The sequence below is a fragment of the Chloroflexota bacterium genome (assembly GCA_016197225.1).
Classification (GTDB): Bacteria; Chloroflexota; Anaerolineae; order Anaerolineales; family VGOW01; genus VGOW01.
Genome location: JACPWC010000114.1, coordinates 77,393 through 102,975 on the forward strand (window position 1 = coordinate 77,393; position 25,583 = coordinate 102,975).

Genomic DNA, 25,583 nt, shown 5'->3' on the forward strand with positions numbered 1-25,583 from the left:
GAGGCCAAAGAGACCTTTGCCAAAATCACGAGTGAATCATTCGTTTGGCGGCCTCGCACAATTTCAACACACGAGTCTTTTCATTGATAAGACGCTCCAACGCGAATCAAATCATAGCAGTGACTGTGAAGGGACGCCCGCACCGTATCGATCTTTGATCATTAGGCGCAACTCCAGCGACCTGTTGGTCGTGAATTGAGCTTTATCCCCTCATGGAAACCCAATCTCTTCTAAAACGCCTCGATGAGGTCGGCCATTCGCTCGAACAGAGCGGCCACGCCCTGGCGTTGATTGGCTTAGGCTCGGTTGGCCTTGAGCTGGATCGCCTGGATGCCTATTCCGACCTGGACTTCTTTGTCATCGTGGAGCCGGGGCACAAACGTTCTTACCTGGAAAATCTGCATTGGTTAAGCGCACTCTGTCCCATCGCCTATTGTTTCCCCAACACCGGCGATGGCTATAAGCTCCTCTTCGCCGACGGGATTTTCTGCGAGTTCGCCGTTTTTGAGCCGGACGAGTTGCAGGCGATTCCCTTCGCCGGGGGCCGCATCGTCTGGAAACAGCCGCAGGCCGCCGAGACGCTCGGCCAGCCGATCCGGGGATTACCGAGCCAACCGAAACGCAGTCAGGAGTGGTTGCTGGGAGAGGCGCTGACGAATTTGTACGTGGGCATGGCGCGGGAGAAACGCGGGGAGCGATTGTCGGCCATGCGATTCATTCAGGGGTATGCCGTCGAGCGCCTGCTTGAGCTTGCCGACGAGGTGGAGACGCCTCGGGCTGTGGTCAGCGACGGGTTTGCGCCTGAACGGCGATTTGAACTACGCTATCCGAGAGTAGCTGGCCGCCTGTCAGGGTGGATGCAAGGCTATGAGCGGAATCGGGAATCGACGTTGGCTATCCTGGCATTTTTGGAGCAACAGTTTGAAGTAAACGAGGCGATTGGCGGAGCCATCCGCGAACTTTGTGAGTGATCATGGGCAACTAGAGCGGATTCCTGATCAATATACGGCATCCTTCGACTTCGCGGCGCAAGCACCCTGAGCGAAATGCGGTGTAGTTCCGCATGAAGTCGAAGGGTGCGCCGCTTCGCTCAGGATGCTGGGCCGTAAACCCAACAGGAATCTACTCTAGTAGTCAGCCAAGCCTGTTTTGATGGGTGGCAGTTGCACTGCCGCCCACGCCGCAGTCTAGACTTCCGAAGTCTTGAAGACTTCGGAAGTCTGGGCGGACGATGTCGCAAACCAACCTGGAAACCGCTCTAGTTTGCCTCGAGGTTAAGAACACATGCGCCAAAAGATCGGCCACATTGCTTTGCTCGTTCGAGATTACGATGAGGCGATTGCCTTTTACACCCACAAGCTCCGTTTCACCTTGCTCGAAGATACCAACATGGGCGAAGGACGGCGCTGGGTTTTGGTCGCGCCGCCGGGAGGCGCGGAAACCTGTTTGCTCCTGGCCAAAGCTTCGTCGCCCGATCAGGAGAATTACATTGGCAATCAGACGGGCGGCCGCGTATTTCTTTTTCTGCACACCGACGATTTCTGGCGCGACTATCGCGAGATGAAAGCAGACGGCGTCGTTTTTCTTGAGGAACCCAGAGAGGAAGCTTATGGCACGGTTGTCGTCTTTGAGGACCTCTATGGAAACAAGTGGGATCTCCTGGAATTAAAAAATGCCTGAGTTACGACGCACCGTGATTAAACCGCCGGGGGCCTACTTCACTTCCAACAACTCAACCTCAAAAATCAACGTCGCATTCGGCGGGATGATGTTGCTCGCGCCGCTGGGGCCGTAGCCCAGCTCGGGCGGGATCACCAACTGCCGCTTGCCGCCGACTTTCATGGTAGACAAGCCCTCATCCCAACCGGGAATCACCTGCCCGATGCCGACCACAAACTCCAACGGCTCGCCCCGGTCGAGTGAACTGTCGAATTTAGTGCCATCGGCCAGCCAGCCGGTGTAGTGCACCACCACCAGATCGCCGGTCGCCACGTCCTCACCGGCGCCCACTTCAAAATCGTAATACTTCAGGCCGCTGGTTGTGGTCACGTAATCGCTCTCGGCTACTGTTTGAGGCGCGTCAGGCGAGCCGGGTTGAACGTCCAACAACTCCACTTCAAAAATCAGAGTCGCGTCGGGCGGGATCACCGTGCCAGCGCCGCGCGAGCCGTAGGCCAGGTCGGGAGGGATGACGAGCGTGACCTTGCCGCCCTTCTTCATCAAGGCAATCCCCTCGTCCCAGCCTTTGATCACTTTGCCCTTGCCCAGCAGAAATTTGATCGGCTGGTTTCGGGCATAAGAACTGTCGAACACCGTGCCGTCTTCCAGCTTGCCGATGTAATGAACCGAGACCAAATTGCCCGCCTGCGGCGCTTCGCCGTCGCCAGACGCGACTTCGATGTACTTGAGGCCGCTGTCGGTGATTAGACCTTCTTCTTCAGTCGGCGCGGGCGTGATGGTAGGCGGAATAGGCGACGGGGAAGCCGTCACTGTCGGGGTGGCGGTGGGTGCTTGAGCGCAGGCGGCCAGTAGTGTTGTCAATAAGAGGGAAATCAAAAAGAGTCGTTTCATATAAACCTGATGTCTCACCCTCTCACCGCCGCGATCACCAGGCACGCCCACCCGGCCAGAAAGGCCAGGCCACCAAAAGGCGTGATCGCTCCCAACCAGCGCAGGCCGGTGACAGCAAGCAAATACAAACTGCCGGAAAATAAAATTGTGCCGGCTACGAATAGCCAGCCGGCCAAGACGGGCCAATTAGAACCCGGCCATTTTGAAACGGCGGCGGCCACGACCAACAAGGCCAGTGCGTGATACATGTGATAGCGCACACCCGTCTCAAATGTCGCCAGCAGGTCTGCCGTCAGCCGCGCCCGCAGGCCGTGCGCCCCAAACGCGCCCAGCGCCACCGCCAGCCCGCTCAATATTCCGCCGATAATATAGAAAACTCTATCCATGGCCTTTTACCACGAAGACACCAGGGCACAAAGTTTCACCAAGTTTCTCTTTGTGAACCTTACTATCTTCGTGCCTTGGTGGTGAATCGCTCTACAAGGCAATCACCTTCAACTTAGTCTGCGGCGTGCTGATCCATTCTACGCCGTCGTCAGTCACCAGCACGTTCTCCTCAAGATAGACACAGCCCTTGCCCGGCACTTGCGCCCCAAGCTCAATGGCAAAGACATTGCCGGCCTCGACGGGCAAGTTCGGAGAATTGCCGTAGCGATCCCACTGCGGGCCGAGCGTCACGCCGCCGTCGTGCGCCACGCGGCCCACGTTGTGGCCGTAAGCGTGCAGGTATTCGGGCAGATCGTGGCGAGTGAGATATTCGCGGGCCACCGCATCCACTTCCCAGCCCAGCACGCCCGGCTTGAGGGCCATCATCCCAGCCATCAACGCCCCGCGCACGATCTTCCACGTCCGGTGAACATCGGGCGGCGGCTCGGTCTCGCCCTCGGCCAGCACGTACCACATCCGCTGAATGTCGGAGCAGAAGCCGTCCTGCTTGATGCCAAAATCAAAATGCACCAGATGCCCCGGCTGAACTTTGAGGTCGCCCGGCGCGGCGTGGCCGATGATCGACTCCGGGCCGGTGTTCACAATCGGATTCATCGCCCAGTCCCACGACGTGCCCAGGCCCATTTCCTTGAGGCGGCCATGCAGGTAATCGGCCAGTTCGCGCTCGGTCACGCCCGGTCGAATGCGCTGGCCGATTTCGGCGTACAACTGCTCGGTGGTCGCCACCGCCTGCCGGATCAATTCGATCTCGCCGGGCGACTTCTGGCCGCGCAAACTGCTCAAAAATTTCTCGGAGGCAACAATTTGAGAGTCGGCTACCCCGGCCTCGGCCAGCGTCTCGTCCAGAGTCCGCTTCATGCCAAAAGTCAGGCCGTCCGCCGCCGGGTCGCTCTCCGAAAAGTTCAACGCGATCCTGCGCGGCGACATCCGCCGGATCATGTCAATCAGCGCCGGGCGGATGGATTGGTCGTAGCCAACGACGTGCAGGTAGGCGCCGAGTCGTTCGACGTTGTCGGCATCGTAACGGCCCACAATTGCCGCCGTCTCGCCGCCCCGGCCCACCAAAAACGCCGAGTGCCAGGTCAGGTCGTAAGGATAGATCAACTCCAGCGCCGGGTCTTTGCTCAAGCTCGTCTCACGCACAAACGTCAGCCAGAGATCAATGTCGTGCTTCTCCAACAACGTCACCGCTTGCGCCAATTTTTCTTGAACAATTTGTTCGGGAGAAATTGTCATGGCTACCTCTCGACCGGAAATTCCGCTGATTGTACCCGATCTCCATGCTATACTCGCCTCATGCTCGCCATCCAATTGCTGGGCCAGCCGCAAATTTTGCTCGACGGGCAGCCGCTCAACATCACCCGCCGCAAGAGCCGGGCCATCGTCTACTATCTGGCCGCTCATGAGAAGCCGCTGAGCCGCGAACACTTGCTGGCCTTCTTCTGGCCCGACCTCGACCGGCCCGCCGCCCAGCAAACCCTGCGCACCACTTTGCACGGCCTGCGCAAAACGCTCGGCCCGGCCCTGCTCGTGGCCGACGATAAAGTTGGCCTTGAAGCCGATGTGGACGTTCGCCGCTTCTTCGCTTCCAGCTCACAATCTCCACGCGAAGCGTCCAATCTCCAACTCTATTGCGCCGACTTCCTCGACGGCTTCACCCTGCCCGACTCGCCCGCCTTCGGCGATTGGGCCGCCGTGGAGCGCGAACGGTATCGCCGCCTGGCCGTGCGCGGCCTGACTCGACTGAGCGCCCTGCGCGAAGCCGACGGCAACTTTGCCGAAGCGCTGGAGGCCCTGGAGCGCGCGCTGGCCTTTGACGCTCTGCAAGAGGATTTACAACGCGCCGCGATGCGCCTGCACTACCTGGCCGGCGACCGCGCCGCCGCCATTCGCCGCTACGACTCTCTGCGCCGCCTGCTCGACGAAGAAATGGGCGTGCCGCCCATGGCCGAAACGAGGGCGCTGTACGACTCAATCATCACCGACAAGTTGGAGATTCCAAAACCCAAAATCCCGGCACAGCCCGCGAACCCCTTCGGGACGCGAAACCCCAAACCCCAAATTCTCTCCCCCGCGCCCCGCACCGCCGCGCCCCTGCCTTTCACTGGCCGCGACTCTGAACTGCAAATCTTGCGCGGGCTTGTCACTTCACACCGCCTGGCCCTCATCGAGGGCGAACCCGGCATTGGCAAGACGCGGCTGGCCGAAGAATTTATCAACAGCGAGACCCCCATTGCTCTCGTCGGCGTCGCTCACGAGTTGGAGCACACGCTTCCTTATCAACCCCTCATTGACGCTTTGCGCGGCCTGCTGACCCGCGCCGACTGGCCGGCCCTGCTGGCCGCCGCCCGCGCCAACCTGCCGCCGGTGTGGCTGACCGAAACAGCGCGCCTCCTGCCCGAACTTGGCACGGCGTCCCCCGAACCACCGGCGGCTTCCCCGGCCGACGAGTCGCGGTTGTGGGAAGGCCTGCACCAGTTTCTGCTCGCCCTCGCCCGGCAACATCCCGTCGTCCTCTTCCTCGACGACTTGCAGTGGGCCGACGCTTCGTCGCTGGCGCTGCTGGGCTATCTCATCCGTCAATCGCAAACCGTTCAATCTTCCGTCTTCTATCTCGCCGCGGCGCGGCCCGCGCCGCCGCGCTCACCACTAGCCACGCTTTTGCAAACGCTCACCCGCGAAGAACGGCTGACGCGCCTTACGCTTCAACGTCTCAACCCCGGCCACGTGGCCGACATCGCCAACCACCTCAGCCCGGCCAACATTCAGTTTGCCGAGTGGCTGGGCCGCGTCTCCGAAGGCAACCCGTACGTGCTGGCCGAACTCGTTCGTTATGCGACAGAGCGCGACCTGTTGAATAACTTGAGCGCCCTGGCCGACTCGCCCGTTGTGCCGCAAACGATCTACTCTTTAATTCAATCACGGTTGAGCCGTCTCTCCGACCCGGCCCGCCGGGTGCTCGATGCCGCCGTGGCCGCCGGGCGCGATTTTGACTTTGAAGTGGTCTACCACGCTGCCGGACTCTCGGAGAGCGCCGCCCTCGACGCGCTCGACGAACTGCTCGCCGCTACCCTCGTTCGCCCGGATAGAGACGACCCGTCCGGTCGGCTCTACATCTTCGATCATACGCTCACCATGGAAGTGGCCTACCGCGAAGTGGGCGAGGCCCGCCACCGGCTTCTACATCATCGCATTGCCGAAACATTGGAAGGTCAGCACAGCCGCCGGCTCGACTCGATGGCCGGCATCATTGCCTCTCACTTCCTCGAGGGCAACGATCCCGACCGGGCCGCGCCTTATGCCTGGCGCGCCGGGCAACATGCCGCCGGGCTGGCCGCCTGGAAAGAAGCAGTGGCCTTCTTTGAGCAAGCCCTGGCCGCTCAGGCCGAAGACAACCAGCGCCGGAAGATTTATATGGAACTGGGCGAAGTTCGTTTCCGCGCCGGCGAAGGAGCGCAGGCCTCCGAAGCCTTCCGGAGCGCGCTGGCGCTCTCCCGCCCCGACTCGGCTGAAGCCGATGAGGCCCGACTCGCCCTGGCTCGCTCATTCCTGCTCCAGGCCCGCTTCGGCGAAATCCTCGATCTCCTCAAACAGGTGCGGGCCGTCAATCGCCCCGATCACGCCGCGCAGGCCGAATTTATTCGCGGCACTGCGCTCTCCATCGAAGGCGCCGACCTGGCCGCCGCCGCCGAATATTTGCAGAAGGCCGAATCCATTTTGAACCAGCTTGGCGAAGAGGCCGACGTTGTCTATCGTTCTCAAGTGAAGTTCGAGATGGGAAGCGTGGCCGCCCAACAGGGCGATCTGCAACGAGCCGTTGCCCTTTATAAAGAAGCGCTCACCATTGCCGAGCAGGGCGACCCGGCGGCCACCCTGCCGCAACGAATCCTGGCCCGCAACAACCTCGCCTATCACTTGCATTTGCTGGGCGACCCAACTGCCGTTGAACATGCCCGCGCCGGGCTGGCCCTGGCTCAGGAACAGGGCGGCCTCAGTCTTGAACCGTTTCTGCTTTCGACGCTTGGTGAGATTGCCCTGGCCGCTGAAGAATTTGAAACTGCCGAGCGTTACTTTGAAGACGGCCTGGCTTTGGCCGAACAACTCTCCATTCCCGAACGAATCACCGGGCTGACCGCCAACCTGGGCCTGGCGGCCCGGGCCACCGGCCAGACCGACCTGGCCATCCACCATCTCTCCACCGCGCTTGCCCGCGCCGACTCGCTGGGCTTGCGCCACCTGGCCGCCCAGACTCGCCTCTGGCTGGCCCCCCTCCTGCCTCCGGCTGAGGCCCACGCCCGCCTGGCCGAAGCCCGCGCCATTGCCGAAGCCAGTGGCCGCCGCAAACTGCTAGAACAGGTGGGGTTGCTGGAAGTTGGAAGTTAGAGGTTGGAAGTTGGAGGCGAAGCCTGGCCCAATCTCCAACTTCCAATCTCCAACATCTAATCTGTTTACGCTCCTGTTTACGCTCCAGTCACGCCGGGCGCTTATCATGTGGGCATCAAACCAAAATTCAATTCTTTCAAGGAGAACTTCCCTATGTCCTGGATTATCGATCCTGCCCACACCCGCGCCGAATTTGCCGTCAAACACATGATGGTAGCCAACGTTCGCGGCCAGTTCACCGACATCACCGGCCTCGTTGACTTCAACGAGCAAGACCCGGTCAAGTCAGCGGTGGATGTGAAAATCGGGGTTGCCAGCATCAACACCCGTGAGGAAAAGCGCGATGAGCACCTCAAATCGCCCGATTTCTTCGATGTTGCCAATCACCCTTACATGACTTTCAAGAGCAAGCGCATTGAGAAGACCGGCGATAACACAGGCCGCGTCATCGGCGACCTGACCATTCGCGGCAAGTCCAAAGAAGTGGCGCTCGACGTTGAGTACAACGGCCAGGCCAAGTCACCCTGGGGCACCACCAATGCCGGGTTCACTGCCACCGCCAAGATCAACCGCAAGGATTGGGACCTGAACTGGAATGTGGCCCTCGAAACCGGCGGCTGGCTGGTGGGCGACACCATCAGCCTCAACCTCGAAGCCGAGATCGTCAAGCAGGCCGAGGCCGCGCCTGCCGCCGCAACCGCCTAAACTTCAGCCAACCAGCAAGCTAATTTCAAAACGCGCTGTGGCTCAACCTGGGCCACGCGCGTTTTGTTTTGCCAATTCTCAAAAGAAACAGCCATGTCCACTACTACTTCCAGTTCTTCAGTTGTTTCGTCCCCCAAAGTCGCCCTGGGCAAATTGCTCTGGGTCGGCCCGCTGGCTATCGTCGGCTCTGTCGTCGCCAACGTTTTCGTGAGGTTCGTCGCCGTGGCCGTTCTCAATCCACCGGCAGAGTTTCTGCCGCTCAACATTGCTCAACCCATCGTCCTCACGGTCGTCGGCGTGGTTTTGGCAATTGTGGCCTTTGCCCTCGTAGCCCGTTTTGCTCGCAACCCCATCCGCACTTATCAAATCGTGGCCGCGGTGGCCCTGGTCGTGTCACTGGCGCCGGACGTTTTGCTGTTGGCCAACGCCGGCTCTGCGCCTTTCCCCGGCGTCAACGTCGGCACGGTGGGCGCTCTGATGCTCATGCACGGGGTCGCCTGGGCCATCTGTGTCGCGATGTTTACCAACCTCACGCTTGAGAAATAAGGCTGGTTGACGAATTGCGTATTACGTTTTACGCTTCTGGCATCTCGCCCAAAGAGGTTTAAGTAACCATGCTTCCTCCTAATCTTGCGCTCGGCTACGTCCATCTCACTGTCTCCAGCCTCGACCGGTCGCTGGCGTTCTACCAGAAGTCGCTCGGCTTCAAAGTACGCCAGCATGACGCGGCGGCGGGCACGGCTTATCTCGGCGCGGGTGGCCCCGACCTGCTGGCTCTCACCGAACTGCCGGGCGCGCGCCCTGCGCCCCGCCGCACCGGCCTCTATCATTTCGCCATCCTCGTCCCGTCTCGGCTGGAACTGGCCCACTCGCTCAAAAACATTGCCAACACCCAAACGCCGGTGCAGGGCTTCGCCGACCACCTGGCGAGCGAAGCCATTTACTTGCCCGACCCCGACGGCAATGGCATTGAAATCTATCGCGACCGGCCTCGCAACGACTGGTATGACGCCAACGGCAACTTTCGCATGGGCACCGAGCCGCTGGACATTGATGGCGTCATCGCCGAACTGGAGGGCAACAGCCCCGAGTGGAACGGCCTCGACTCCAAAACAGTGCTCGGCCACATGCACCTCAAAATTGCCAGCGTCCGCGACAGCCAGCCGTTTTACTGTAACGTGCTGGGCTTCGACCAAATGGCAAGCTGGCATAACGCCCTGTTCATCTCCGCGGGCGGCTATCACCACCACCTGGGCTTGAACACCTGGGAGTCGTCGGGCGCGCCGCCGCCCCCGCCCGACGCGGCTGGCCTGCGCTATTTCACCGTGCAAGTGCCGGAGAAAAAAGAGTTGGACAAGATTCTGGATCGGGTGCGCCACGCCGGTTTGCCCGTCGAAGAACATCGGCAAGGCGCGCTCGTCCGCGACCCGTCGCAAAACGCCATTGTCTTTGGAGTCAACTGACATGCACGACTCCGTCGTTGCGCCGCATTTTCTTCAGTGTCAGCCCTTCCAGCATTTCCCGGCTGAGACCTTTCCCAGCATTCACCCGGTGCACTGGCTACACTCGCATTTCGCCGTCGGCGGCTGGAGTCCGCTTCAACGACTGAGCGGCATGCTCACCGCCCACATGACGCGCATCGCGCCGCGCAATGGTTTCACCTGGCATCCGCATCGCGGCCTCGAAATTTACACTTGGACGCTTGACGGCACCCTTCATCACGAAGACTCCACTGGCGGCCAGGGCGACCTCGACCCTGGCGACCTGCAACGCATGTTCTCCGGTGACTGGATCGAGCACCAGGAACTTAACCTCACCGACCAGCCGGTGCGGGTCATTCAAATCTGGTTTGCCGCCAATCTCAAGCATCGCGGCCTGCCGCCGCACTACCAGCAATTGGGGCGCGACGAACTACCCAAACGCCGCCTCGGCGAAGCAACCGTTTACAGCTTGATTGGCGACGACTCGCCAATGGCCCAACATATGATTGGGCGACTCACCGCCACGACGGTTGACCCCGGCGGCTCGACTCAAGTGGAAGCCGCCAACCCGGACGAAAGCCTGTTTCTTTACATCACCGACGGCGCGGGCCAGGTAACGCATCCTGATCAGCAAACTACGCTCGGCCAGTACGACGTGATCCTCGCCCGCCCCGACTCGCCGACGACGACCCTCACCGCCGCGCCCGACCGGCCCCTGCACTACCTGAGTTTCTACCTGCCACGCTTCCTTTCATAATCCCGTTTTATAATGGGGGCCATGTACCAAACCAAAATCGGCCACGCCCATCTCAAAGTCCGCGACCTGGATCGCGCTATTGAGTTCTACACCCGCTTCTTCAGCCTCAAGCTGATCGAGCGGGTGGAAGACCTCTATGCCTTCCTCAGCGGCGGCGACTTTCACCACGAGATTGCCCTGCAAAATGCCGGCCCCCACGCGCCCCAACCGCCTCCCAACGGAACCGGCCTCTACCACGTCGCCTTCGAAGTCCCCGACAAAGTTTCGTTTGCCCGCGCCTACAAAATGCTCATCAACGGCGGCGTGTTCGTCGCCACCGTCGATCACCTGATCAGTTGGGCCATGTACTTCGACGACCCCGACGGCAACGGCCTGGAGATTTACTGGGACACGCGAAACGAACCGGGCGGCGAAACATTGTGGCGCGGCGTCAACGTCGCCCTGCCGCCGGAAAAAATTCTGGCTGTGTTAGAGCAAGGCTGATGTCAGTCCGAGGCGCGAGCGATAAGATCAAAGATGCTCTGCTTGGCTGGCCGGGCGTTGAGGCTCACCCGCACCGCTTCGGTGGCATTGAATATCGAATCGGCAAACGCGAGATCGGCCACATTCACGGCGACTCGTTGGTGGACATTCCCTTTCCCACCAAAGTCCGGGACGAGATCATCGCCGCCGGCCGCGCCGAACCGCACCACATCCTTCCAGAGAGCGGTTGGATCAGCTTCTATCTTCGCCAGCCCGACCATGTTGAGCAAGCTATCGAACTGTTCTGCCAGTCTTACGAAATTGCGCTCAAACAAAAATCGAAGGCGTCAATTGGTCCAGTGGTCGAATAGTCCAATAGTCAATCGCTCGACTACCCGACCACTCGACCACCAGGCTACCAGACCCATGACCATCTCCGGCCTCCATCACATTACTCTCGGCTGCGCCGACGCCCAACGCACGGTGAACTTTTACGTTCAGGTGCTCGGCCAGCGCTTCGTCAAGCGCACCGTCAACTTCGACGACCCGGCCACCTATCACCTTTACTTCGGCGACGAAACCGGAAGCCCTGGCTCGGCCATCACCTTCTTTGAGTGGCCGGGCGCGCCGCGTGGCCGGCCCGGCATCGGCGGCACGCACCATTTTGCCATGCGCGTCGCCAACTACGACGGCCTGCTCAAATGGAAGCGGCGGCTGACCGGCCTCGGCCTCAGCGTGGACGGCCCGCTCGACCGCCACTACTTCAAGTCAATCTACTTCAACGATCCCGATGGAACGATTCTGGAGATCGCCACCGACGGCCCCGGCTGGACGATGGATGAAGCCGCCGACTCGTTGGGCAACGAATTCCGCGCCCCGCCCGCCGAAATGATCGTCAACAACCGCGACGAGGCGCGGATTAAGGCCGAGACCTGGCCCAAGCCCGTGCCGGCCATCACGCCCGACATGGCTCTGAGCCGGGGCATGCACCACATCACCGCCATCGGCGCCGACATCAAACGCACTCATGCCTTTTTCGGCGAACTGCTCGGCCTGCGGCGGGTGAAAATGACCAACAACTTCGACGACCCGAATTCGGCTCACTGGTACTGGGGCGTCGGCAACGGCAAGCCGGGCACGCTCATCACTTACTTCGAGCGCGACCCGCGCCAGGAGCGGCGGGCGCAAATGGGCGCCGGCCAAACTCATCACTTCGCCCTGGCCGTGCCCGACGAAGAAACCCAACTTGAGTGGCGCGAGAAGTTGATCAACGCCGGCCATCGCGTCTCGCCCGTCATGGATCGCATCTACTTCAAGAGCATTTACACTAACGACCCGGACGGTCACATCGTCGAGCTTGCCACCGCCGGCCCCGGCTTCCCGGTGGACGAAGACGTGAAAGACCTCGGCCAGTCCCTCAAACTCCCGCCCTGGCTGGAGCCTCACCGCGCCGACATCGAACGCACCCTGCGCCCGATCACGCTTCCCGAAAGAATCTAAGCGCCTCATAAGAGCCTCACACACTTTGCCCCTTTGAGGTTAAACTTGGGGCATGGCTTCAACAAACCCAAAACGCTGGTGGACATTCAGTGTCGTGGCTCTATTTTTGGCCGCTGGCTGGGCCTGGCTCTCGCGTGTGCCCGATTCAGCCGCCTCGACCGGGCGCATCGCCAGCCCACGCGAGGGCTTCCCCGCGCCCGACTTCACGCTGGCAAACCTCAACGGCGACTCGGTGGCGCTCTCGGAACAACAGGGCAAAGTCGTCATCGTCAACCTGTGGGCCAGCTGGTGCGGGCCGTGCCGCGCCGAAATGCCCGCCATCCAAAAGTTGTACGAAGCCAACAAGGATCGCGGCCTCGAAGTGCTGGCCGTCAACAGCACCTTTCAGGACACCGAAGCCGACGCCCGCGCCTTTGTCAAAAGCCTCAGCCTCACCCTGCCCGTTCTGTTCGATAAAGACGGCGCAGTGAGCCGCCGGTATCTATTGCGAGCCATGCCCAGCACCTTCATCATTGATCGCCAGGGCATCATCCGCGCCGTCATGATTGGCGGGCCGGTAAGCGAGGCGGTTCTGCAAACCAAGATCGAACCGCTTTTAAACGAAGCGCCATGAAGACGAATTTCCAATTCGCAATTCGCAGCTCACAATGCGCAAGCTGGCAATTGCGCATTGTGAATTGAGCATTGTGAATTCCTCTCTATGTTCCCCATCCTCCAACTCGGCCCGCTTGCCATTCAAACCCCCGGCCTGGCTTTGCTCATCGGCGTGTGGGCCGGCCTGGCCCTGGCCGAAAAAGAAGCCGCCCGCCTCAAACTCAACCCGGACACGATCTACAACCTGGCCCTCACCGGTTTGGTGGGCGGCATCATCGGCGCGCGGCTGGCCTACGCCGCCCGCTACTTCGGCATCTACGCCGCCGACCCGCTCAGCCTGTTCTCGCTCAACCCGGCTACGCTCGCCCCAACCGAAGGCGCTCTCATCGGCCTCACCGCCGCGCTGGTTTATGGTTCTCGACACAAACTGCCTCTGCGATTAACGCTAGACGCGCTGACGCCGGCCCTGGCGGTGATGGGCATGGCCATTGCCGCCGCTCACCTCGCCAGCGGCGACGCTTTTGGCGCGCCCGCCCACCTGCCCTGGGGCATTTATCTGTGGGAAGATTACCGGCATCCGTCACAGGTCTATGAATTGATGGCGGCAGTAATAGTGTTGGGGATGTGGTGGAGGACACACCGGCGGCTCAACCCGGGAATCCCGTTCTGGAGTGTAGCCGCCGCCTCGGCCTCCACCTGGGTCTTTCTGGAAGCGTTCCGGGGCGACAGCCTGATCACCGTTGGCGGTTTGCGGCTGGCTCAACTTTGGGGAATCGCTTTGTTGGGAACCAGCCTGGCGATGATTGGCGTCTGGAATCAAAAAGCGGCAGCTCCCGCCGCCGCTCTTGAGAACGCCCAACATGATTAGATGTTGGAAACAATGTTCGAGAAGACGTTACCAATTGCCGGGCCGAGCAACGCCAGGATAACGATGACGACGACGGCTACCAAAACGAGGATCAACGCATACTCAACCAGACCTTGACCTTTTTCGCGCGGAATGAATAACATTTTTACACCTCCTTTCATTTCATAATTTCCGAGTTAGCAGTATAGTATCCCAAAACCAGGAATTTAACTGTTGGGTTTCAGAGGAAACTGTTGGTGAAAGTTGGCTTTATGCCGGACTCTGAGCAACCTGATTTGCAGGCGGAAAATGCTCATAACCGCCAACTAAGACTGCTGGCCGACATCACGCGCCAACTGGTCGAGCCTGGCACGCCGCAAGCGTTGCTGGACGAAGCCGCCCGGAGCCTGCACCGGCAATTTGGCTTCGATCTCGTTTGTTGCCTGACAGTGGATGCCGGGCAACTGGTTTTGCGATCCATGCACGGCGTGTTGGCCGCACCGCTCCAGCTTGGGGACCAGATTCCTCTGGGGACGGGCCTGGTGGGTCAGGCGGGCCTGACCGGCCAGAAGCAATTGGCTGAAGGCGAAATCGCCCTCCCTCTTCACGCCGACGGCAACACCCTGGGCGTGCTGGATGTGCAAAGCCAACAGCCAGGCGCTTTCAGCCCCTTCAACATCTGTCTTTTGGAAACTGTGGCCGCCTCGCTGGCGGCCAATTTACACGCCCGAACGCTGACGCTTGAACTTGGAACCCGTGAGCGCCTGGCGAAGGCATTAGAGCGCATCAGCGCAACAGTGAATGCCTCCCTTGAGCTTAACGCCATTCTGGGCACAGTCTGCGCCGAAATCAAGAACGCTTTGAGCGTTGACGGCGTTGGGGTCTGGATGCTGGAAGACGATGCCGAGACTCTTCGCCTTTCGGTTATTCACAGCCTGAATGCGCGAACCCGTCTGGGCGAGCGCCTCGCCCTGTCCGACCCGGCCTCCATCGTCGCCCGGTCGGCGCGCGAGCGGCGGCCCATCTTCCTGAACAACGCCCAGGAGTCTGCCGACGGTTCGGATCGCCTCGAGCGCGGAGCGGATGTGCGAGCCTTGCTGGCTGCGCCGATTATCAAGGACGAGAAACTACTCGGTGCGCTGTCTATCACCGACAGCCATGAGGCCAACCGCTTCGGCGAAGCAGACGTTGCGGCGGCCATCCAGTTTAGCAATCATGTTGCCGTTGCCATTGGCAACGCGCACGCCTTCGCCAAAATCCAGCGCCGGGCCGCTCAGTTCAGCCTGCTCTACGATGTCAGCCAACATGCCTCCAGTTCGCTCGACGAGGCCGAGATATTACAGCGCATTATGACGGCTCTGGTGGATCGATTTGGATTCACGGAAGCCGCTTTGCTGGCGCCGGTTGAGAAAGACTTTCTGGAAGTAGTGGCCCTGGCGAATCTGGAAGAGATGGGCGTGGGCCTGGGGTTCCGCCAAAGGATTGGGGAAGGCGTCGCCGGGCAGGCCGCCAAAACCGGCGTCACCTACCTGACTAACGACATCAGCAACGACCCCTTTTACTTCAGCCCAAGAAGCCGCAAGAAAGGTTCGGCGCTTGCCGTCCCCATTTTACGTGCGAGCAACTTGCTGGGCGTGTTGTACATCGAGAACGCCCGGCCCGGCGGGTTTGGCCCTGAAGATGCTTTGGCAATGGAGACGTTGTCTCGTCATATTGCCACAGCCATGGAAAACGCCCGCCTTTATGCCCGCGCCAACGATCGTCTGCGCGAGATGACGGCGCTTCAATCTCTCTCCAGGGCGGTGGTTTCTTCGCTGGATTTGAGCCAGATTTTTCAGACGGTAGCCCAGCTTCTGCACGTCGCTTTCAATTACAAGTATGTGGTCGTCGGCATGTTGGAAGGTGAAACGCTGCACGTTGGCGCTCAGGTGGGTTACCCAGCCGCCGCCCCAATTGCGGCATTGCCAATCACGGCCGGTATTGCGGGCCGGGCCGTGCGCGCCAGCCAGATTCAGTTTGTTGCCGATGTAGCCGCCGACCCGGACTACGTTCGCGCCGCCCTGGACGTGGAAAGCGAAGTCTGCATTCCGTTGCTGAAAGACCAGGTGGTGTTGGGTGTATTGGATGTTTCGTCCACCACGAGCCGGCCTCTCACTGAAACCGACGCAGACCTGCTGTCTCTTTTTGCCGGGCAATTGGCGGTGGCCATCGAAAACGCGCAACTTTATAAAGAGAGCCAGCGCCGCGCCGAAGAACAACAACTGTTGTTCAACGCCACTCGCGACTTTACGGCCGGCCTGACTGAAGGCGAAGTCTTGAAGGCGGTGGCCTCTCATCTGGTCAACGTTATTCACGTGGCCGAATGCAACATTTTGCGCTGGGAGCGGGCGGCCAACCGGGTTATCTCTTTACTTGACTACGATGGCAAAGAATTCGTGTCAAACTATGCGCCGAGCGCGAATGAAGACCTGGGCAATTACCCGGCAACGGCCCACGTTCTGGAGAGCCGTCAGACGCTCGTCGTCCGGGCGGACGACCCGCAGGGCGACCCGGCCGAGCGCGCTTTGATGCAACAATTCGGCTACCACAGCCTGCTCCTGGTTCCCCTGTTCACCGGCGGCCAAACCTTCGGCGTCGTCGAACTTTACCGGAATGTCTCTCAGCCGGTCTTCAGCGACACCGAGATTCAGTTGGCGCAGAGTCTTGCGGCGCAGGCCGCCGTTGCCATGTTCAATGCGCGCCTCTTGGCCGAAACCCGCCGCCAGGCTGAGGAGCAAAGCATTCTCTTCCAGGCCATCCGTGACTTCACCTCGGCTCTCGACGAAGATGCAATCTTCAGCGCGATTGCCCGTCACATGACCGATGCCCTGGGCATGATTTCGTGCGCCATCTCGCGCTGGAATCGGGGCAGTAACCAATACAACACTGTGCTTTATCACGACGCAACAGGCCGCGCCGGGGAAGGCATCACCGGCCTGTTCTTGCTGGACGATTACCCGGCCACTCGTCAGGTGCTCGAAACCGGCCAGTTCCTGATCGTTCATGCCGACGATCCGAACGCCGACTCGGCAGAACGCGCTTTCCTCCAAAAGCACAACTATAAGTCTGTCCTTTTGATGCCGCTCATGGCTCGCGACAACGTGATCGGCCTGGTGGAGTTATATCCTCTGCCGGGCGCCTCGCCGTTTTCTGAATCGGCGCTTCAACTGGCCCACAGCCTGAACGCTCAGGCCGCCATCGCCCTTGATAACGCCCGCCTTCACGCCCACGAGAAACAACATGCCCACGAACTGAATGCTTTGCTGACTGCCAACTCTGCCCTGTTGGTTACCCTTGACCTTGAGCCGTTGCTCAACAACATCCTCGCCGCCGCCATCAACACCATCCCCTGCGCCGAGAAAGGCTCGATCCTGCTGAGCGACCCGGCCACCAATCGGTTGCAGATCAGGGCCCTCATTGGTTACAGCGACCCCCGAATAAAAACGCTTGCCTTTGCCGGCGATGACGGTTATTCCGCCAAAGCGGCCCGAGAGCGACACCCGATCATCATCTCCGACGCGCGGGGCGACGCCTCCACTCGTTATGACGGCGACATCCCCGAAGTGCTTGGCATTCATTCCGCCATCGTTGCCCCGTTGATCTTTCAAGAGGCTTTGGTGGGCGTCATCGCCCTGGACTCAACCCGGCGCTCGGCCTTCACCGACTCTGATCTTAAATTGCTTGAGGCCTTTGCCTCCACCGCCGCCGCCACCGTCAACCACGCCCGCGCTCATGCCGAAGCTCAAAACCTGGCCGACACCGACGGTCACACCGGTCTGGCCAACCGCCGCGCCTTCGATCGCGTCCTCACCCTCGAACTCAACCGCGCCGAACGATACGGCTATCAGCTTTCGCTCATCGTCCTTGATATTGACAGCTTCAAAAGCTACAACGACACTTACGGTCACCCTGCCGGCGACGAGCGCATCAAAGCTTTGGCCGACCTGTTGCGCGCCAACCTGCGCGACACGGACTTAGCCGCTCGTTACGGCGGCGAAGAATTTGCCATCATCCTGCCACACACCGACAAGGCCGGCGCCCTGGCTCTGGCCGAACGCATCCGCGTTGCCGCCGAAGCCTCCGCGCCGGAGCCTTATGCCCTCAACCATCCCATCCCCGGCTACACCATCAGCCTCGGCGTCGCCGCCTTCCCTGCCGACAGCCACACCCCGAGCGGCCTTCTCCTGGCCGCCGACAACGCCGAACTGTTGAGCAAACGCTCCGGCAAGAATCAGGTCTCTGCCGCTCGGGCGCTCGATCTGCAAACATGAGGCCGCAGACTTCCGAAGTCTCGCCGCTCTTTGGCGCTTCGGAAGTCTGCGCCAAAATAGAATTTCAAACCATGAAATACTTACCCGACATTCACACTGCCCAGAACAACCCCGAAGGACTCGAGCAACTCTATCAAACCGCCCGCAAAGAAAACAACGCCGCCGAGTTCAAGGCCGACCTGCTGGCTTGCTACGACGAAGCGCCGCAGAACGTTTTATACGCGGCCTGGTTCTACCGCTTCCAGCAATCGTCGGAGGCGCACGAGAGCGAACACAGGCACGTCAACTGGAAGCTGGCTATTCCGCTCAGCATCCTCACCGCCCTGATCCTGTGGCTGTTGTCCGACGATCAAAAATTGGCCTTCCGGCAATTTGGGAGCTTCCTGCCTTACATCGCCCTGCTGTGGGCGCCCATCGTGGCCGCGCTGGTCATCACCTTCATCGCCCTCACCGCCAAAGCCGGCTACCGGCGCTCCTGGCTCATGATCGCCGGGCTGGCCGGGGCGGCGCTTTACGTGATGCTCTTATCGCCGGCGCGGGCAAATTACCGGGAGTTGATGATCCCCCACCTGCCCCTGCTGGCCTGGGCCGGGGTGGGCGTCGGGATTCTCGGTCTGCGATCATCGCCGCAAAACAAGTTTGCCTTTCTGATCAAGTCCATCGAAACGGTGGTCACCGGCGGCGTCTACCTCATCGCCACCTACATCTTCGCCGGCATCACCTTCAGCATGTTCCAGGCGCTGGACATCAGGATTCCCGATCTCCTTAACCGGTTGATCTTCGTCGGCCCCGCCGGACTGCTTCCGCTCATTGCCGTCGCCACTGCCTACGACCCGGCTCTGCCCCCGGCCGCCCAGGAATTCAAACGTGGTGCCGGCCGCCTCATCATCACCTTCCCCCGCGTCCTGTTAGGACTGTCGCTGATCGTGCTGGTGATCTACATCGTCGCCATCCCCTTCAACTTCATGGCCCCCTTCGAAAATCGGGACGTGCTGATTGTCTACAACGGCATGTTGTTCGCCGTCATGGCCTTGCTGGTCGGAGCCACGCCTGTCAACGCCGACGATTTATCCGACCGTTATCAAACGATATTACGAACCGGGATTCTGGCGGTGGCGATTCTGGTGGTCGTGGTCAGTCTCTACGCATTGGCCGCCACTGTTTATCGAACTTACCTCGGCGGCCTCACCATCAACCGCCTGACCATCATCGGCTGGAACAGCGTCAACATCGGCCTGCTGGGGCTGTTGATTTACAAGCAAACCAAAAGCGGCAAGGTTGCCTGGATCGAGTCCCTGCAAGCCACGTTTCACATCGGCAGTTTTCTGTACGTGGCCTGGGCGCTCTTCCTCCTGCTCGCCACGCCCTGGCTCTTTTAGATGGACCTCTACGACTCCCTCTCCCGCTTCTACGACCTCGAAAACGCCGACTTCACCGAAGACCTTGATTTCTGGGTGGGGCTTGCCAAAGACAGCGGCGGCCCGGTGCTCGAACTCGGCTGTGGCAGTGGCCGGGTCACTCAGCAAATTGCCCGCGCCGACGTGAGTATCGTCGGCCTCGACAATTCAGAGGCAATGCTGGCCCTGGCCCACGCCAAACTCAACCGCAAGCCGGAACTGGCCGCCCGCGCGGCACTCCTTCACGGCGACATGACGAACTTTGACCTCTCCTCACTGTTCACTGTCCACTGTTCACTGATCATCTGTCCCTTCAACACCTTCATGCACCTGACGACGACCGCCGAGCAGTTGGCCTTGCTCACCTGCGCCCGCCGCCACTTGAACCCCGGCGGCCAACTCGTCCTCGACCTCACCAACCCAGCCCCGGCTTATCTCGATTCCAACGAGTCGCTCACCCTCGAGCGCACCTTCCGCGACGACGAGAATAACCTGACCATCCAACAATTCGCCACCACCCGCGTAGATCGTACTGCCCAGATCGCTCATATTCTCTGGCAGTACGACGCCCTCGCCGCCGACGGCGTGTTGAAGCGGACTTTAGTTCCCCTCACGCTTCGTTACACCTTCCCTGCCGAAATGAGTCTTTTGCTGGAACGCGCCAACTTCAAGCTGGCGCACTTGTATGGCGGCTACGACGAATCGCCTTTGACCGATGAGAGCGAGAGGATGATTGTGGTGGCGGAGGCGGCATAGAGTTTTTAACCACAAAGTCACCAAGTCACGAAGTTGCACAAAGAGAAAAGAAAACTTCGTGAACCTTTGAGTCTTGGTGGCTTCGTGGTGAGGAGTCGTCAATGAAAAAACTGCTGATTCTCGCGGTGTTGTTTCTGACCGCCTGCTCACAGCTTGTAGCAGCGCCCACGCCAACTCCCCCACCAACTCCAACATTGGTTCCACCGACGGCGACGTTGCCGCCGGCAACGGCCACTTTGCCAGCGCCAACAGCCACCCACGCCGTGCCGCCAGTTGCTCCCACCGCGCTTCCCACGCCCTCCGAGCCAACGGACTTCACCTTCGCCGCGCCCGACGGCGTTCAACTCGCCGTCGCCTACTATCCGCCAATCGTCCGGCCCGCGCCCGCCGTTTTGCTCCTGCACATGCTGGGCCGCAGCAAGGCCGACTGGGATTCGTTCGCGCGGAGTTTGCAGAAGCAGGGTTATGCGGTGATGGCGATGGACTTGCGCGGCCACGGGGCCAGCGCCGGGCCGGTGGATTGGACGAAGGCCGACGACGACACCCTGGCCGCGTGGCAAACGTTGACGGCTCGACCTGAAGTGGACGCCAACCGCACCGCCATCGTCGGGGCCAGCATCGGCTCCAACCTGGCGTTGATCGCCGGGGCAACCGAGTCGCGCATCAAAGCCGTCGTCGCCCTCTCGCCCGGCGAAGACTACATGGGCCTCAAGCCCGGCGACACGATAGCCAACTTTGGCGAGCGGCCTTTGTTGCTCGTGGCGAGCGCCGACGACGCCTATTCATTCGACTCGATCCAGAAACTTGCGCCCAGAGCTTTGGCCGCCGAAAAGAAAGAGTTCACCAACGCCGGCCACGGCACAGCCATGTTCGCCGACCCGACTCTGGAGCCGAGTTTGATTGAGTGGTTGAATAAGAACGTAAGGGACTTGAAGTGAGCAATCTCCAATTCTCTAATTCTCAAGTTTGAGAATTGGAGAATTGGAGAATTTATTTTGCCCTGACGACTAACACCGGCCTCGGGCACTCGCGGATGATCTGGTCGGCCACGTCGTCCAGCAGGAGCCTGCGCCACAGGTCGCCGGTGGGCGGGTGATGGGCGCCGATGACGAGCAGATCGTAATCGCCCTCTTCAATCTCGGCGATGATTTCGTCCAGCACCAGGCCGTGCCGAATCTTTGGCCCCACATCGCCCGTCGCTCCGCCCTCGCGCACCAGCCCCATCAACTTCTGCAAGTGCTGGCCCTCGCGCGTGCTCTGAGCAATCGCCTCTTCGGCGCTGTCCTGCAAATCTTCCAGCTTGGCGTTTCTGGCCAGGGCCAATTGCGACATGACATGCAGAACCGTCACGCTCGCGCCCGTCCAGGCGGCGACTCGCCCGCCCCAGCTTGCGCACGACTCGCCGGGCCGCTCGCCGCCGGTGCAAATCAGAATCCGCTTCACCGACTCGCGCCGGCCTTTGGCGATCAACAACGGCAAAGAAGATTGCTTTGCCAGACGGGATGAAGTAGAACCCAGGAACAACTTTGCCAGGCCGCGGCCACTGCGCGTGCCGATGACGATCAGATCAAAACTCCCCCGCGCCGACTCGGTCAGGATTTGTTCTACGGGGTCGCCGTCACTGACCCTGAAGTGCGTTGCTTCGGCCCCGGCCAGGCGGGCCAGCGCAGAACCAAGCCGCCCCGCCACGTCGGCGGCTTCCGAGCCTTTATCGCAGATCAAAAATTTCATCGTCTACCTCACCAGCATCAACGCCACCGGAACGCCCACGATCACCAATAAGAATATCGCCAGGTTTCGTTTGGAAGCGCCGATGACTTCCACGACGCGAAGCACGGCGCGCTCGTAAGGCCGATAGGCCAGAACAAGAATCACAAGCGAGACCAGAGCCACGCTCGCCATTTCGACCAGCACCACGGTGAAAGCCGGCGGGTTGTTGAGCAGAAGCGCGGCCACAAGTGTATCAATAAAGGTGGTGATGTTCGCGCCCATAATATACGGGATGACATTTTCGCGGCGAATGTAGCCGCGCGCCGAAAGCGGCACCAGCACCGAGAGTGACACCGACACCGACATGGTGATGCTGGTGATTGCCAGCCCCAGAGCAAAGGTGACAATAGGCCGGTAGAGCATCCGGGCCAGGCCGCTGAAGGCGCTCTCTTTTAGTTTCATATCGGGCAAAGCGCCGTCAATCAGGTTCAGGCTGTACCACAGCACGCCGAAGCCAAGCAGGAACACAACCCAGCGCGGCGCGAGGGCGACGGCAAAGTCAATGAGGGGATCGAAGACCACGTCCACCAGCGACACCACGCCGCCGCTCACCGCCGGGTGCAGCCAGTCGAAGGCGCCAATTTGCAGCAGCCACCAGCCGACGGCCAGCGCCGGCGCGTACACCGTGAACGTGACCATGAGCGACAACAAGCCCATGGCTAAACTGCCTTTGCGTTCGTGGCCGCGCAACGAATAAACGAAACCCAGAGCCAGAACGACGAGCGAGGCTCCGAAACGGCTCCCGGCGATCATCGCAAACGCGCCGAGGCGATCAATTGCGCCGGCGTCGAAAAACGTCAGCGCGGTGGCGGCCACCGGCGACCCCGACAGCACAAGGTAGGCAAACAGCCAGCCAAAGCCGAGGGCGTTGGCCGGGTTCTGCACGGCCAAGCCTTCGCGAATAAATGGAACCAGCGCCTTCGCCCCGCTTTTGAGCAGTTGGATCGAGAGGATAAATAAAAAGAGCGCAAGGAGAAACATGCCTGCCTTGCGCCAATTAATCTGACGGAGCCACGCCAGGGCGGCGATCATGCTTCGCCTCTCACTTCACGCCCCAGCCGCTCGAAGTAACCGGCCAGGTAATGCCGGCGCTCTTCGGCCAGCGCGCGAGCCGAGGCGGTGTGGAAACGCACGCGCGAAAGCTTGAAGAGGAATTCGTGGTGCGGCGTGTGCGGCTCGCCCGGTTCCTTCTCTAAAGTTGCTTTGAACTTTGCTGAGACATCGGCGGTGAGCGGCTGACCGGCGAGCGCGGCATAGGCAAAACTGCGGGCCACGCCGATTGCGCCCAGCACGTCCAGCTTGTCGCAATCGAACAGAATTTTGGCTTCCAGTGTTTGCGGCGCTTCACTGCCGCGAAAACGGTGGGCGCGAATGCAATGCTCAACCGCCTCAATTCGTTCTTTGGCCCAGCCTTCCTCAACCAATACTTTGCGGGCAAACTCGGCAGAAGCGTGTTGATGCGTCGGGCGATCGGACTCGCCATTCGGTTCAGCATCAGCCGAGTCGTGGAGCAGAGCCGCCGCCAGCAAAATTTCCAGGTCGGCCCCTTCGGCCTGGCCGATTCGTTCGGCCAGCCGGTAGACTCGCAGAACGTGGGCGAAGTCGTGAACCGGGTCGGCGCCGGCGTACCACTGGCGGGCCTGTTCCAGAGTCGGCATGGAACCTAATCGCGCTGTCGCAAGATGAGGGTGGCCGCCACGCCGAGACCCAGACCAACCAAGAGGGCAACAATACCGCAAATGCCGGCCAGCGTTAGCGATTCAACGGTGAGGAAAGGATTGGGAGGTGGAACAGGCGTGATAAACGGAGTCGGGGTGAGGTTGAACGACGAAAAGGGAGTCGGTGTCGGGGTCACCGTCGCCAGTTGGGGCGGCAGGGCAGTGACCGTCCCCGTCGCCGAGAGCGATAGGATGATACCCTCAAGCGATTGAACAGCCTCCGGTTCCTGTCCCGAGGCGGCAGTGATTTCGGCGATGGTGGTTTCGTCTACAGGCGCAATAGGAACGTAATTATCCTGGTTGAGCGCATACACCGGCAGAACCGGATCGCCGAGGGCGTAGAAAATATAATGGTCGCCAACCGAAAGGGCGAGCGAGCAGTTGGCCGACTGGATGATGTTGAGTTGGAGATTGGGCGAAAAACTACTGTTGCTTTTTTTGAAATACTGCACCACTTGAACGGCGACGATTCCGCCATCGGTCTGAGTGACAACACCTTCGGCGACGACGTCGGCGGCCTGAGTGTGTTCGGCAATGCTATGAGTCGAAGCGCAAGGAACGGGGGTGGCCGACAGAGTAAAAAGCGTGGCGGCGGCTTGGGTTAAGATGACCGACTGTCCTGCCGGATCGGTTGCATAAGCCGCCACTGCCGCATTCGAGGTGGCATAGACTTCGGTGAGAATGGGAGATCGGTCGAGTGTGGGCGCGGGCGTGCCATCCGAGCCACGCACCGCCGCGACTTGAGTCAGGATCGGTTCAGCCGGCGAGAGGAAGATGGGCTGTTGCCCCGACGCGGCGGCGGCTTCGGCCAGAGTCTGCGAGTCGGCGGGGGCAATCGAGTCAAATTGGCTTAGATAAAAAGCCTGGTAGCCGTTGACATCATCGCCGCTCACGTAAAAGACAAAGTGATCGCCGAGCACAACCGACGACAGGCACACCGATGATGGGCCATAGCCTGCGACTTTGATCGTGGACGGCCCGTTGCCTTTGATGTACTGAACGATCTGAATGGTAGCTATCTCTGGAAAGTATTGCCCCGCAGTGGCAATAACCACGCCTTCGAGAACAATGGGCGCGGCGTTCACATGATCGGTGACCGAAAAGAACGGCAGGCCGCCGGGCGGCGGGGTGCAGGCGAAGGCAATCGAGCGCGGCACGCCCAACGCGAACAAGATGAGGACAACGGCGGCGAACCGCCAGAAATGGGAAAGCATGGAGCTACTTTTCTTCTGCCGGCTTGCTGCCGATTTCCACCAACTGTACTTGCACCTGGTAACGCTTGCCGTCAATCTCCAGCTTGTGGTTGGCATAGAAACCGCGCGAGCCGGTCTTGAACACTTTGGCCGCCGCCGTCATCACGCCCAACGGCTTGCCGTCATCAGTTTTGAATTCGACAATCACATTCATTTCGCCCTCTCAAGAATTCACCACAGAGATACAGAGTTTTTTTGTTTTCTCTGTGTTCTCCGTGTCTCTGTGGTGAGATTAATCTCTCGCTACTACAACCGCAATCGCATGCTCGTGGGTGTGGCTCAGACTCACCGACCACTCGCGCCAGCCAAGTTGTTGCGCCAACGTCCGGGCATTGCCAATCAGCTTAAGCGCCGGCTCGCCGCGCTCGCCGCGCACAATCTCCAGTTCCTTCCAGGACACGTCGCCGATGCCCGTGCCAAGCGCCTTGGCCGCCGCCTCTTTGGCCGCGTACCGCGCCGCCAGCGCCGGGGTGCGCCCGTTGGAATCGATCAACTCCTGCTGGGTGAAGAAGCGGCGAAAGAACCGATCACCGTGCCGCAAAATGGCCCGGTCAATCCGGGAAACTTCGATCATGTCCACGCCACTCCAGATCATCAACAATAACCAATAACCAGTAACCAGTAACCAGTAA

26 protein-coding genes are annotated in these 25,583 nt (G+C 60.4%); 16 read left to right on the forward strand and 10 right to left on the reverse strand.

The window, feature by feature from the left end; all coding sequences use genetic code 11:
* Positions 1–212: 212 nt before the first annotated feature.
* Together HYZ49_18685 and HYZ49_18690 are read left to right on the forward strand one after the other, a co-directional pair.
* Positions 213–971 (forward strand): hypothetical protein, encoded by a 759-nt coding sequence (locus HYZ49_18685; protein MBI3244310.1) that lies wholly within the window; start codon positions 213–215, stop codon positions 969–971.
* A 313-nt stretch (positions 972–1,284) separates the two neighbouring features.
* Positions 1,285–1,680: a VOC family protein gene (locus tag HYZ49_18690; protein ID MBI3244311.1), complete on the forward strand. Its 396-nt coding sequence runs from the start codon at positions 1,285–1,287 to the stop codon at positions 1,678–1,680.
* A 33-nt stretch (positions 1,681–1,713) separates the two neighbouring features.
* Here HYZ49_18690 and HYZ49_18695 read toward each other — a convergent pair whose 3' ends face one another.
* From HYZ49_18695 to HYZ49_18705, 3 genes are all read right to left on the reverse strand, one after another.
* Entirely contained in the window at positions 1,714–2,571 is an 858-nt protein-coding gene (locus HYZ49_18695; protein ID MBI3244312.1) for an FKBP-type peptidyl-prolyl cis-trans isomerase, read from the reverse strand.
* Positions 2,572–2,585: 14 nt separating this feature from the next.
* Positions 2,586–2,957, reverse strand: a complete 372-nt coding sequence (locus HYZ49_18700; GenBank protein MBI3244313.1) for a DUF423 domain-containing protein — start codon at positions 2,955–2,957, stop codon at positions 2,586–2,588.
* A gap of 91 nt (positions 2,958–3,048) precedes the next feature.
* Complete coding sequence (locus tag HYZ49_18705) at positions 3,049–4,254, reverse strand: aminopeptidase P family protein (GenBank protein MBI3244314.1); 1,206 nt, start codon at positions 4,252–4,254, stop codon at positions 3,049–3,051.
* Between the two features lie 60 nt (positions 4,255–4,314).
* Here HYZ49_18705 and HYZ49_18710 point away from each other — a divergent pair, with 60 nt between their 5' ends.
* From HYZ49_18710 to HYZ49_18755, 10 genes are all read left to right on the forward strand, one after another.
* Positions 4,315–7,401 carry an AAA family ATPase gene (locus HYZ49_18710; GenBank protein MBI3244315.1) on the forward strand — a complete coding sequence of 1,029 codons (3,087 nt, stop codon included), beginning with the start codon at positions 4,315–4,317 and terminating at the stop codon, positions 7,399–7,401.
* A gap of 153 nt (positions 7,402–7,554) precedes the next feature.
* A complete protein-coding gene (locus HYZ49_18715; GenBank protein ID MBI3244316.1) occupies positions 7,555–8,106 on the forward strand; it encodes a polyisoprenoid-binding protein in 552 nt (183 codons plus the stop codon).
* A gap of 93 nt (positions 8,107–8,199) precedes the next feature.
* On the forward strand, positions 8,200–8,652 hold the full coding sequence (locus HYZ49_18720; protein MBI3244317.1) for a hypothetical protein: 453 nt from the start codon (positions 8,200–8,202) through the stop codon (positions 8,650–8,652).
* A gap of 68 nt (positions 8,653–8,720) precedes the next feature.
* Positions 8,721–9,569 (forward strand): VOC family protein, encoded by an 849-nt coding sequence (locus HYZ49_18725; GenBank protein ID MBI3244318.1) that lies wholly within the window; start codon positions 8,721–8,723, stop codon positions 9,567–9,569.
* Position 9,570: 1 nt separating this feature from the next.
* On the forward strand, positions 9,571–10,344 hold the full coding sequence (locus tag HYZ49_18730) for a pirin family protein (GenBank protein MBI3244319.1): 774 nt from the start codon (positions 9,571–9,573) through the stop codon (positions 10,342–10,344).
* Positions 10,345–10,365: 21 nt separating this feature from the next.
* Entirely contained in the window at positions 10,366–10,827 is a 462-nt protein-coding gene (locus tag HYZ49_18735; GenBank protein ID MBI3244320.1) for a VOC family protein, read from the forward strand.
* The gene (locus tag HYZ49_18740) at positions 10,827–11,177 is read left to right on the forward strand and encodes a DUF5519 family protein (GenBank protein MBI3244321.1); all 351 of its coding nucleotides are present in this window, start codon (positions 10,827–10,829) and stop codon (positions 11,175–11,177) included. Before HYZ49_18735 ends, HYZ49_18740 begins: the two co-directional genes overlap by 1 nt.
* Before the next feature lie 55 nt (positions 11,178–11,232).
* Positions 11,233–12,306, forward strand: coding sequence for a VOC family protein (locus HYZ49_18745; protein ID MBI3244322.1), 1,074 nt, complete (start codon positions 11,233–11,235; stop codon positions 12,304–12,306).
* Between the two features lie 52 nt (positions 12,307–12,358).
* Complete coding sequence (locus tag HYZ49_18750; GenBank protein ID MBI3244323.1) at positions 12,359–12,919, forward strand: TlpA family protein disulfide reductase; 561 nt, start codon at positions 12,359–12,361, stop codon at positions 12,917–12,919.
* Between the two features lie 87 nt (positions 12,920–13,006).
* Positions 13,007–13,768, forward strand: a complete 762-nt coding sequence (locus tag HYZ49_18755) for a prolipoprotein diacylglyceryl transferase (protein MBI3244324.1) — start codon at positions 13,007–13,009, stop codon at positions 13,766–13,768.
* Here HYZ49_18755 and HYZ49_18760 read toward each other — a convergent pair.
* Positions 13,765–13,911: a Flp family type IVb pilin gene (locus HYZ49_18760; GenBank protein ID MBI3244325.1), complete on the reverse strand. Its 147-nt coding sequence runs from the start codon at positions 13,909–13,911 to the stop codon at positions 13,765–13,767. The two genes, HYZ49_18755 and HYZ49_18760, sit on opposite strands and share 4 nt — an antisense overlap.
* 93 nt (positions 13,912–14,004) lie before the next feature.
* Between HYZ49_18760 and HYZ49_18765 the strand changes: the two genes are divergently transcribed.
* From HYZ49_18765 to HYZ49_18780, 4 genes are all read left to right on the forward strand, one after another.
* Positions 14,005–18,057, forward strand: coding sequence for a GAF domain-containing protein (locus tag HYZ49_18765; protein MBI3244326.1), 4,053 nt, complete (start codon positions 14,005–14,007; stop codon positions 18,055–18,057).
* A gap of 71 nt (positions 18,058–18,128) precedes the next feature.
* Entirely contained in the window at positions 18,129–19,436 is a 1,308-nt protein-coding gene (locus HYZ49_18770; protein MBI3244327.1) for a hypothetical protein, read from the forward strand.
* Complete coding sequence (locus tag HYZ49_18775; protein MBI3244328.1) at positions 19,437–20,210, forward strand: class I SAM-dependent methyltransferase; 774 nt, start codon at positions 19,437–19,439, stop codon at positions 20,208–20,210. It begins immediately after the preceding gene.
* 101 nt (positions 20,211–20,311) lie between these two features.
* Positions 20,312–21,148 (forward strand): alpha/beta fold hydrolase, encoded by an 837-nt coding sequence (locus HYZ49_18780; protein ID MBI3244329.1) that lies wholly within the window; start codon positions 20,312–20,314, stop codon positions 21,146–21,148.
* Positions 21,149–21,200: 52 nt separating this feature from the next.
* Here HYZ49_18780 and HYZ49_18785 read toward each other — a convergent pair whose 3' ends face one another.
* The 6 genes from HYZ49_18785 to acpS all read right to left on the reverse strand — a co-directional run bounded on the left by HYZ49_18785 (position 21,201) and on the right by acpS (position 25,546).
* A complete protein-coding gene (locus HYZ49_18785) occupies positions 21,201–21,941 on the reverse strand; it encodes a universal stress protein (protein ID MBI3244330.1) in 741 nt (246 codons plus the stop codon).
* Positions 21,942–21,944: 3 nt separating this feature from the next.
* Entirely contained in the window at positions 21,945–23,012 is a 1,068-nt protein-coding gene (locus tag HYZ49_18790) for a hypothetical protein (protein ID MBI3244331.1), read from the reverse strand.
* Positions 23,009–23,638, reverse strand: coding sequence for an HD domain-containing protein (locus tag HYZ49_18795; protein ID MBI3244332.1), 630 nt, complete (start codon positions 23,636–23,638; stop codon positions 23,009–23,011). The genes HYZ49_18790 and HYZ49_18795 overlap by 4 nt, the downstream gene beginning before the upstream one ends.
* Before the next feature lie 5 nt (positions 23,639–23,643).
* On the reverse strand, positions 23,644–24,912 hold the full coding sequence (locus tag HYZ49_18800; protein MBI3244333.1) for a hypothetical protein: 1,269 nt from the start codon (positions 24,910–24,912) through the stop codon (positions 23,644–23,646).
* A gap of 4 nt (positions 24,913–24,916) precedes the next feature.
* Positions 24,917–25,105, reverse strand: a complete 189-nt coding sequence (locus HYZ49_18805) for a hypothetical protein (GenBank protein ID MBI3244334.1) — start codon at positions 25,103–25,105, stop codon at positions 24,917–24,919.
* Positions 25,106–25,183: 78 nt separating this feature from the next.
* Complete coding sequence (acpS, locus tag HYZ49_18810) at positions 25,184–25,546, reverse strand: holo-ACP synthase (protein ID MBI3244335.1); 363 nt, start codon at positions 25,544–25,546, stop codon at positions 25,184–25,186.
* Positions 25,547–25,583: the final 37 nt, after the last annotated feature.

Bases quoted from the DNA above. Each gene is read 5' to 3' on its own strand.
- HYZ49_18685 (MBI3244310.1), top strand. From the start codon at position 213: ATGGAAACCCAATCTCTTCTAAAACGCCTCGATGAGGTCGGCCATTCG.
- HYZ49_18690 (MBI3244311.1), top strand. From the start codon at position 1,285: ATGCGCCAAAAGATCGGCCACATTGCTTTGCTCGTTCGAGATTACGAT.
- HYZ49_18695 (MBI3244312.1), bottom strand. From the start codon at position 2,571: ATGAAACGACTCTTTTTGATTTCCCTCTTATTGACAACACTACTGGCC.
- HYZ49_18700 (MBI3244313.1), bottom strand. From the start codon at position 2,957: ATGGATAGAGTTTTCTATATTATCGGCGGAATATTGAGCGGGCTGGCG.
- HYZ49_18705 (MBI3244314.1), bottom strand. From the start codon at position 4,254: ATGACAATTTCTCCCGAACAAATTGTTCAAGAAAAATTGGCGCAAGCG.
- HYZ49_18710 (MBI3244315.1), top strand. From the start codon at position 4,315: ATGCTCGCCATCCAATTGCTGGGCCAGCCGCAAATTTTGCTCGACGGG.
- HYZ49_18715 (MBI3244316.1), top strand. From the start codon at position 7,555: ATGTCCTGGATTATCGATCCTGCCCACACCCGCGCCGAATTTGCCGTC.
- HYZ49_18720 (MBI3244317.1), top strand. From the start codon at position 8,200: ATGTCCACTACTACTTCCAGTTCTTCAGTTGTTTCGTCCCCCAAAGTC.
- HYZ49_18725 (MBI3244318.1), top strand. From the start codon at position 8,721: ATGCTTCCTCCTAATCTTGCGCTCGGCTACGTCCATCTCACTGTCTCC.
- HYZ49_18730 (MBI3244319.1), top strand. From the start codon at position 9,571: ATGCACGACTCCGTCGTTGCGCCGCATTTTCTTCAGTGTCAGCCCTTC.
- HYZ49_18735 (MBI3244320.1), top strand. From the start codon at position 10,366: ATGTACCAAACCAAAATCGGCCACGCCCATCTCAAAGTCCGCGACCTG.
- HYZ49_18740 (MBI3244321.1), top strand. From the start codon at position 10,827: ATGTCAGTCCGAGGCGCGAGCGATAAGATCAAAGATGCTCTGCTTGGC.
- HYZ49_18745 (MBI3244322.1), top strand. From the start codon at position 11,233: ATGACCATCTCCGGCCTCCATCACATTACTCTCGGCTGCGCCGACGCC.
- HYZ49_18750 (MBI3244323.1), top strand. From the start codon at position 12,359: ATGGCTTCAACAAACCCAAAACGCTGGTGGACATTCAGTGTCGTGGCT.
- HYZ49_18755 (MBI3244324.1), top strand. From the start codon at position 13,007: ATGTTCCCCATCCTCCAACTCGGCCCGCTTGCCATTCAAACCCCCGGC.
- HYZ49_18760 (MBI3244325.1), bottom strand. From the start codon at position 13,911: ATGTTATTCATTCCGCGCGAAAAAGGTCAAGGTCTGGTTGAGTATGCG.
- HYZ49_18770 (MBI3244327.1), top strand. From the start codon at position 18,129: ATGAAATACTTACCCGACATTCACACTGCCCAGAACAACCCCGAAGGA.
- HYZ49_18775 (MBI3244328.1), top strand. From the start codon at position 19,437: ATGGACCTCTACGACTCCCTCTCCCGCTTCTACGACCTCGAAAACGCC.
- HYZ49_18780 (MBI3244329.1), top strand. From the start codon at position 20,312: ATGAAAAAACTGCTGATTCTCGCGGTGTTGTTTCTGACCGCCTGCTCA.
- HYZ49_18785 (MBI3244330.1), bottom strand. From the start codon at position 21,941: ATGAAATTTTTGATCTGCGATAAAGGCTCGGAAGCCGCCGACGTGGCG.
- HYZ49_18790 (MBI3244331.1), bottom strand. From the start codon at position 23,012: ATGATCGCCGCCCTGGCGTGGCTCCGTCAGATTAATTGGCGCAAGGCA.
- HYZ49_18795 (MBI3244332.1), bottom strand. From the start codon at position 23,638: ATGCCGACTCTGGAACAGGCCCGCCAGTGGTACGCCGGCGCCGACCCG.
- HYZ49_18800 (MBI3244333.1), bottom strand. From the start codon at position 24,912: ATGCTTTCCCATTTCTGGCGGTTCGCCGCCGTTGTCCTCATCTTGTTC.
- HYZ49_18805 (MBI3244334.1), bottom strand. From the start codon at position 25,105: ATGAATGTGATTGTCGAATTCAAAACTGATGACGGCAAGCCGTTGGGC.
- acpS (MBI3244335.1), bottom strand. From the start codon at position 25,546: ATGATCTGGAGTGGCGTGGACATGATCGAAGTTTCCCGGATTGACCGG.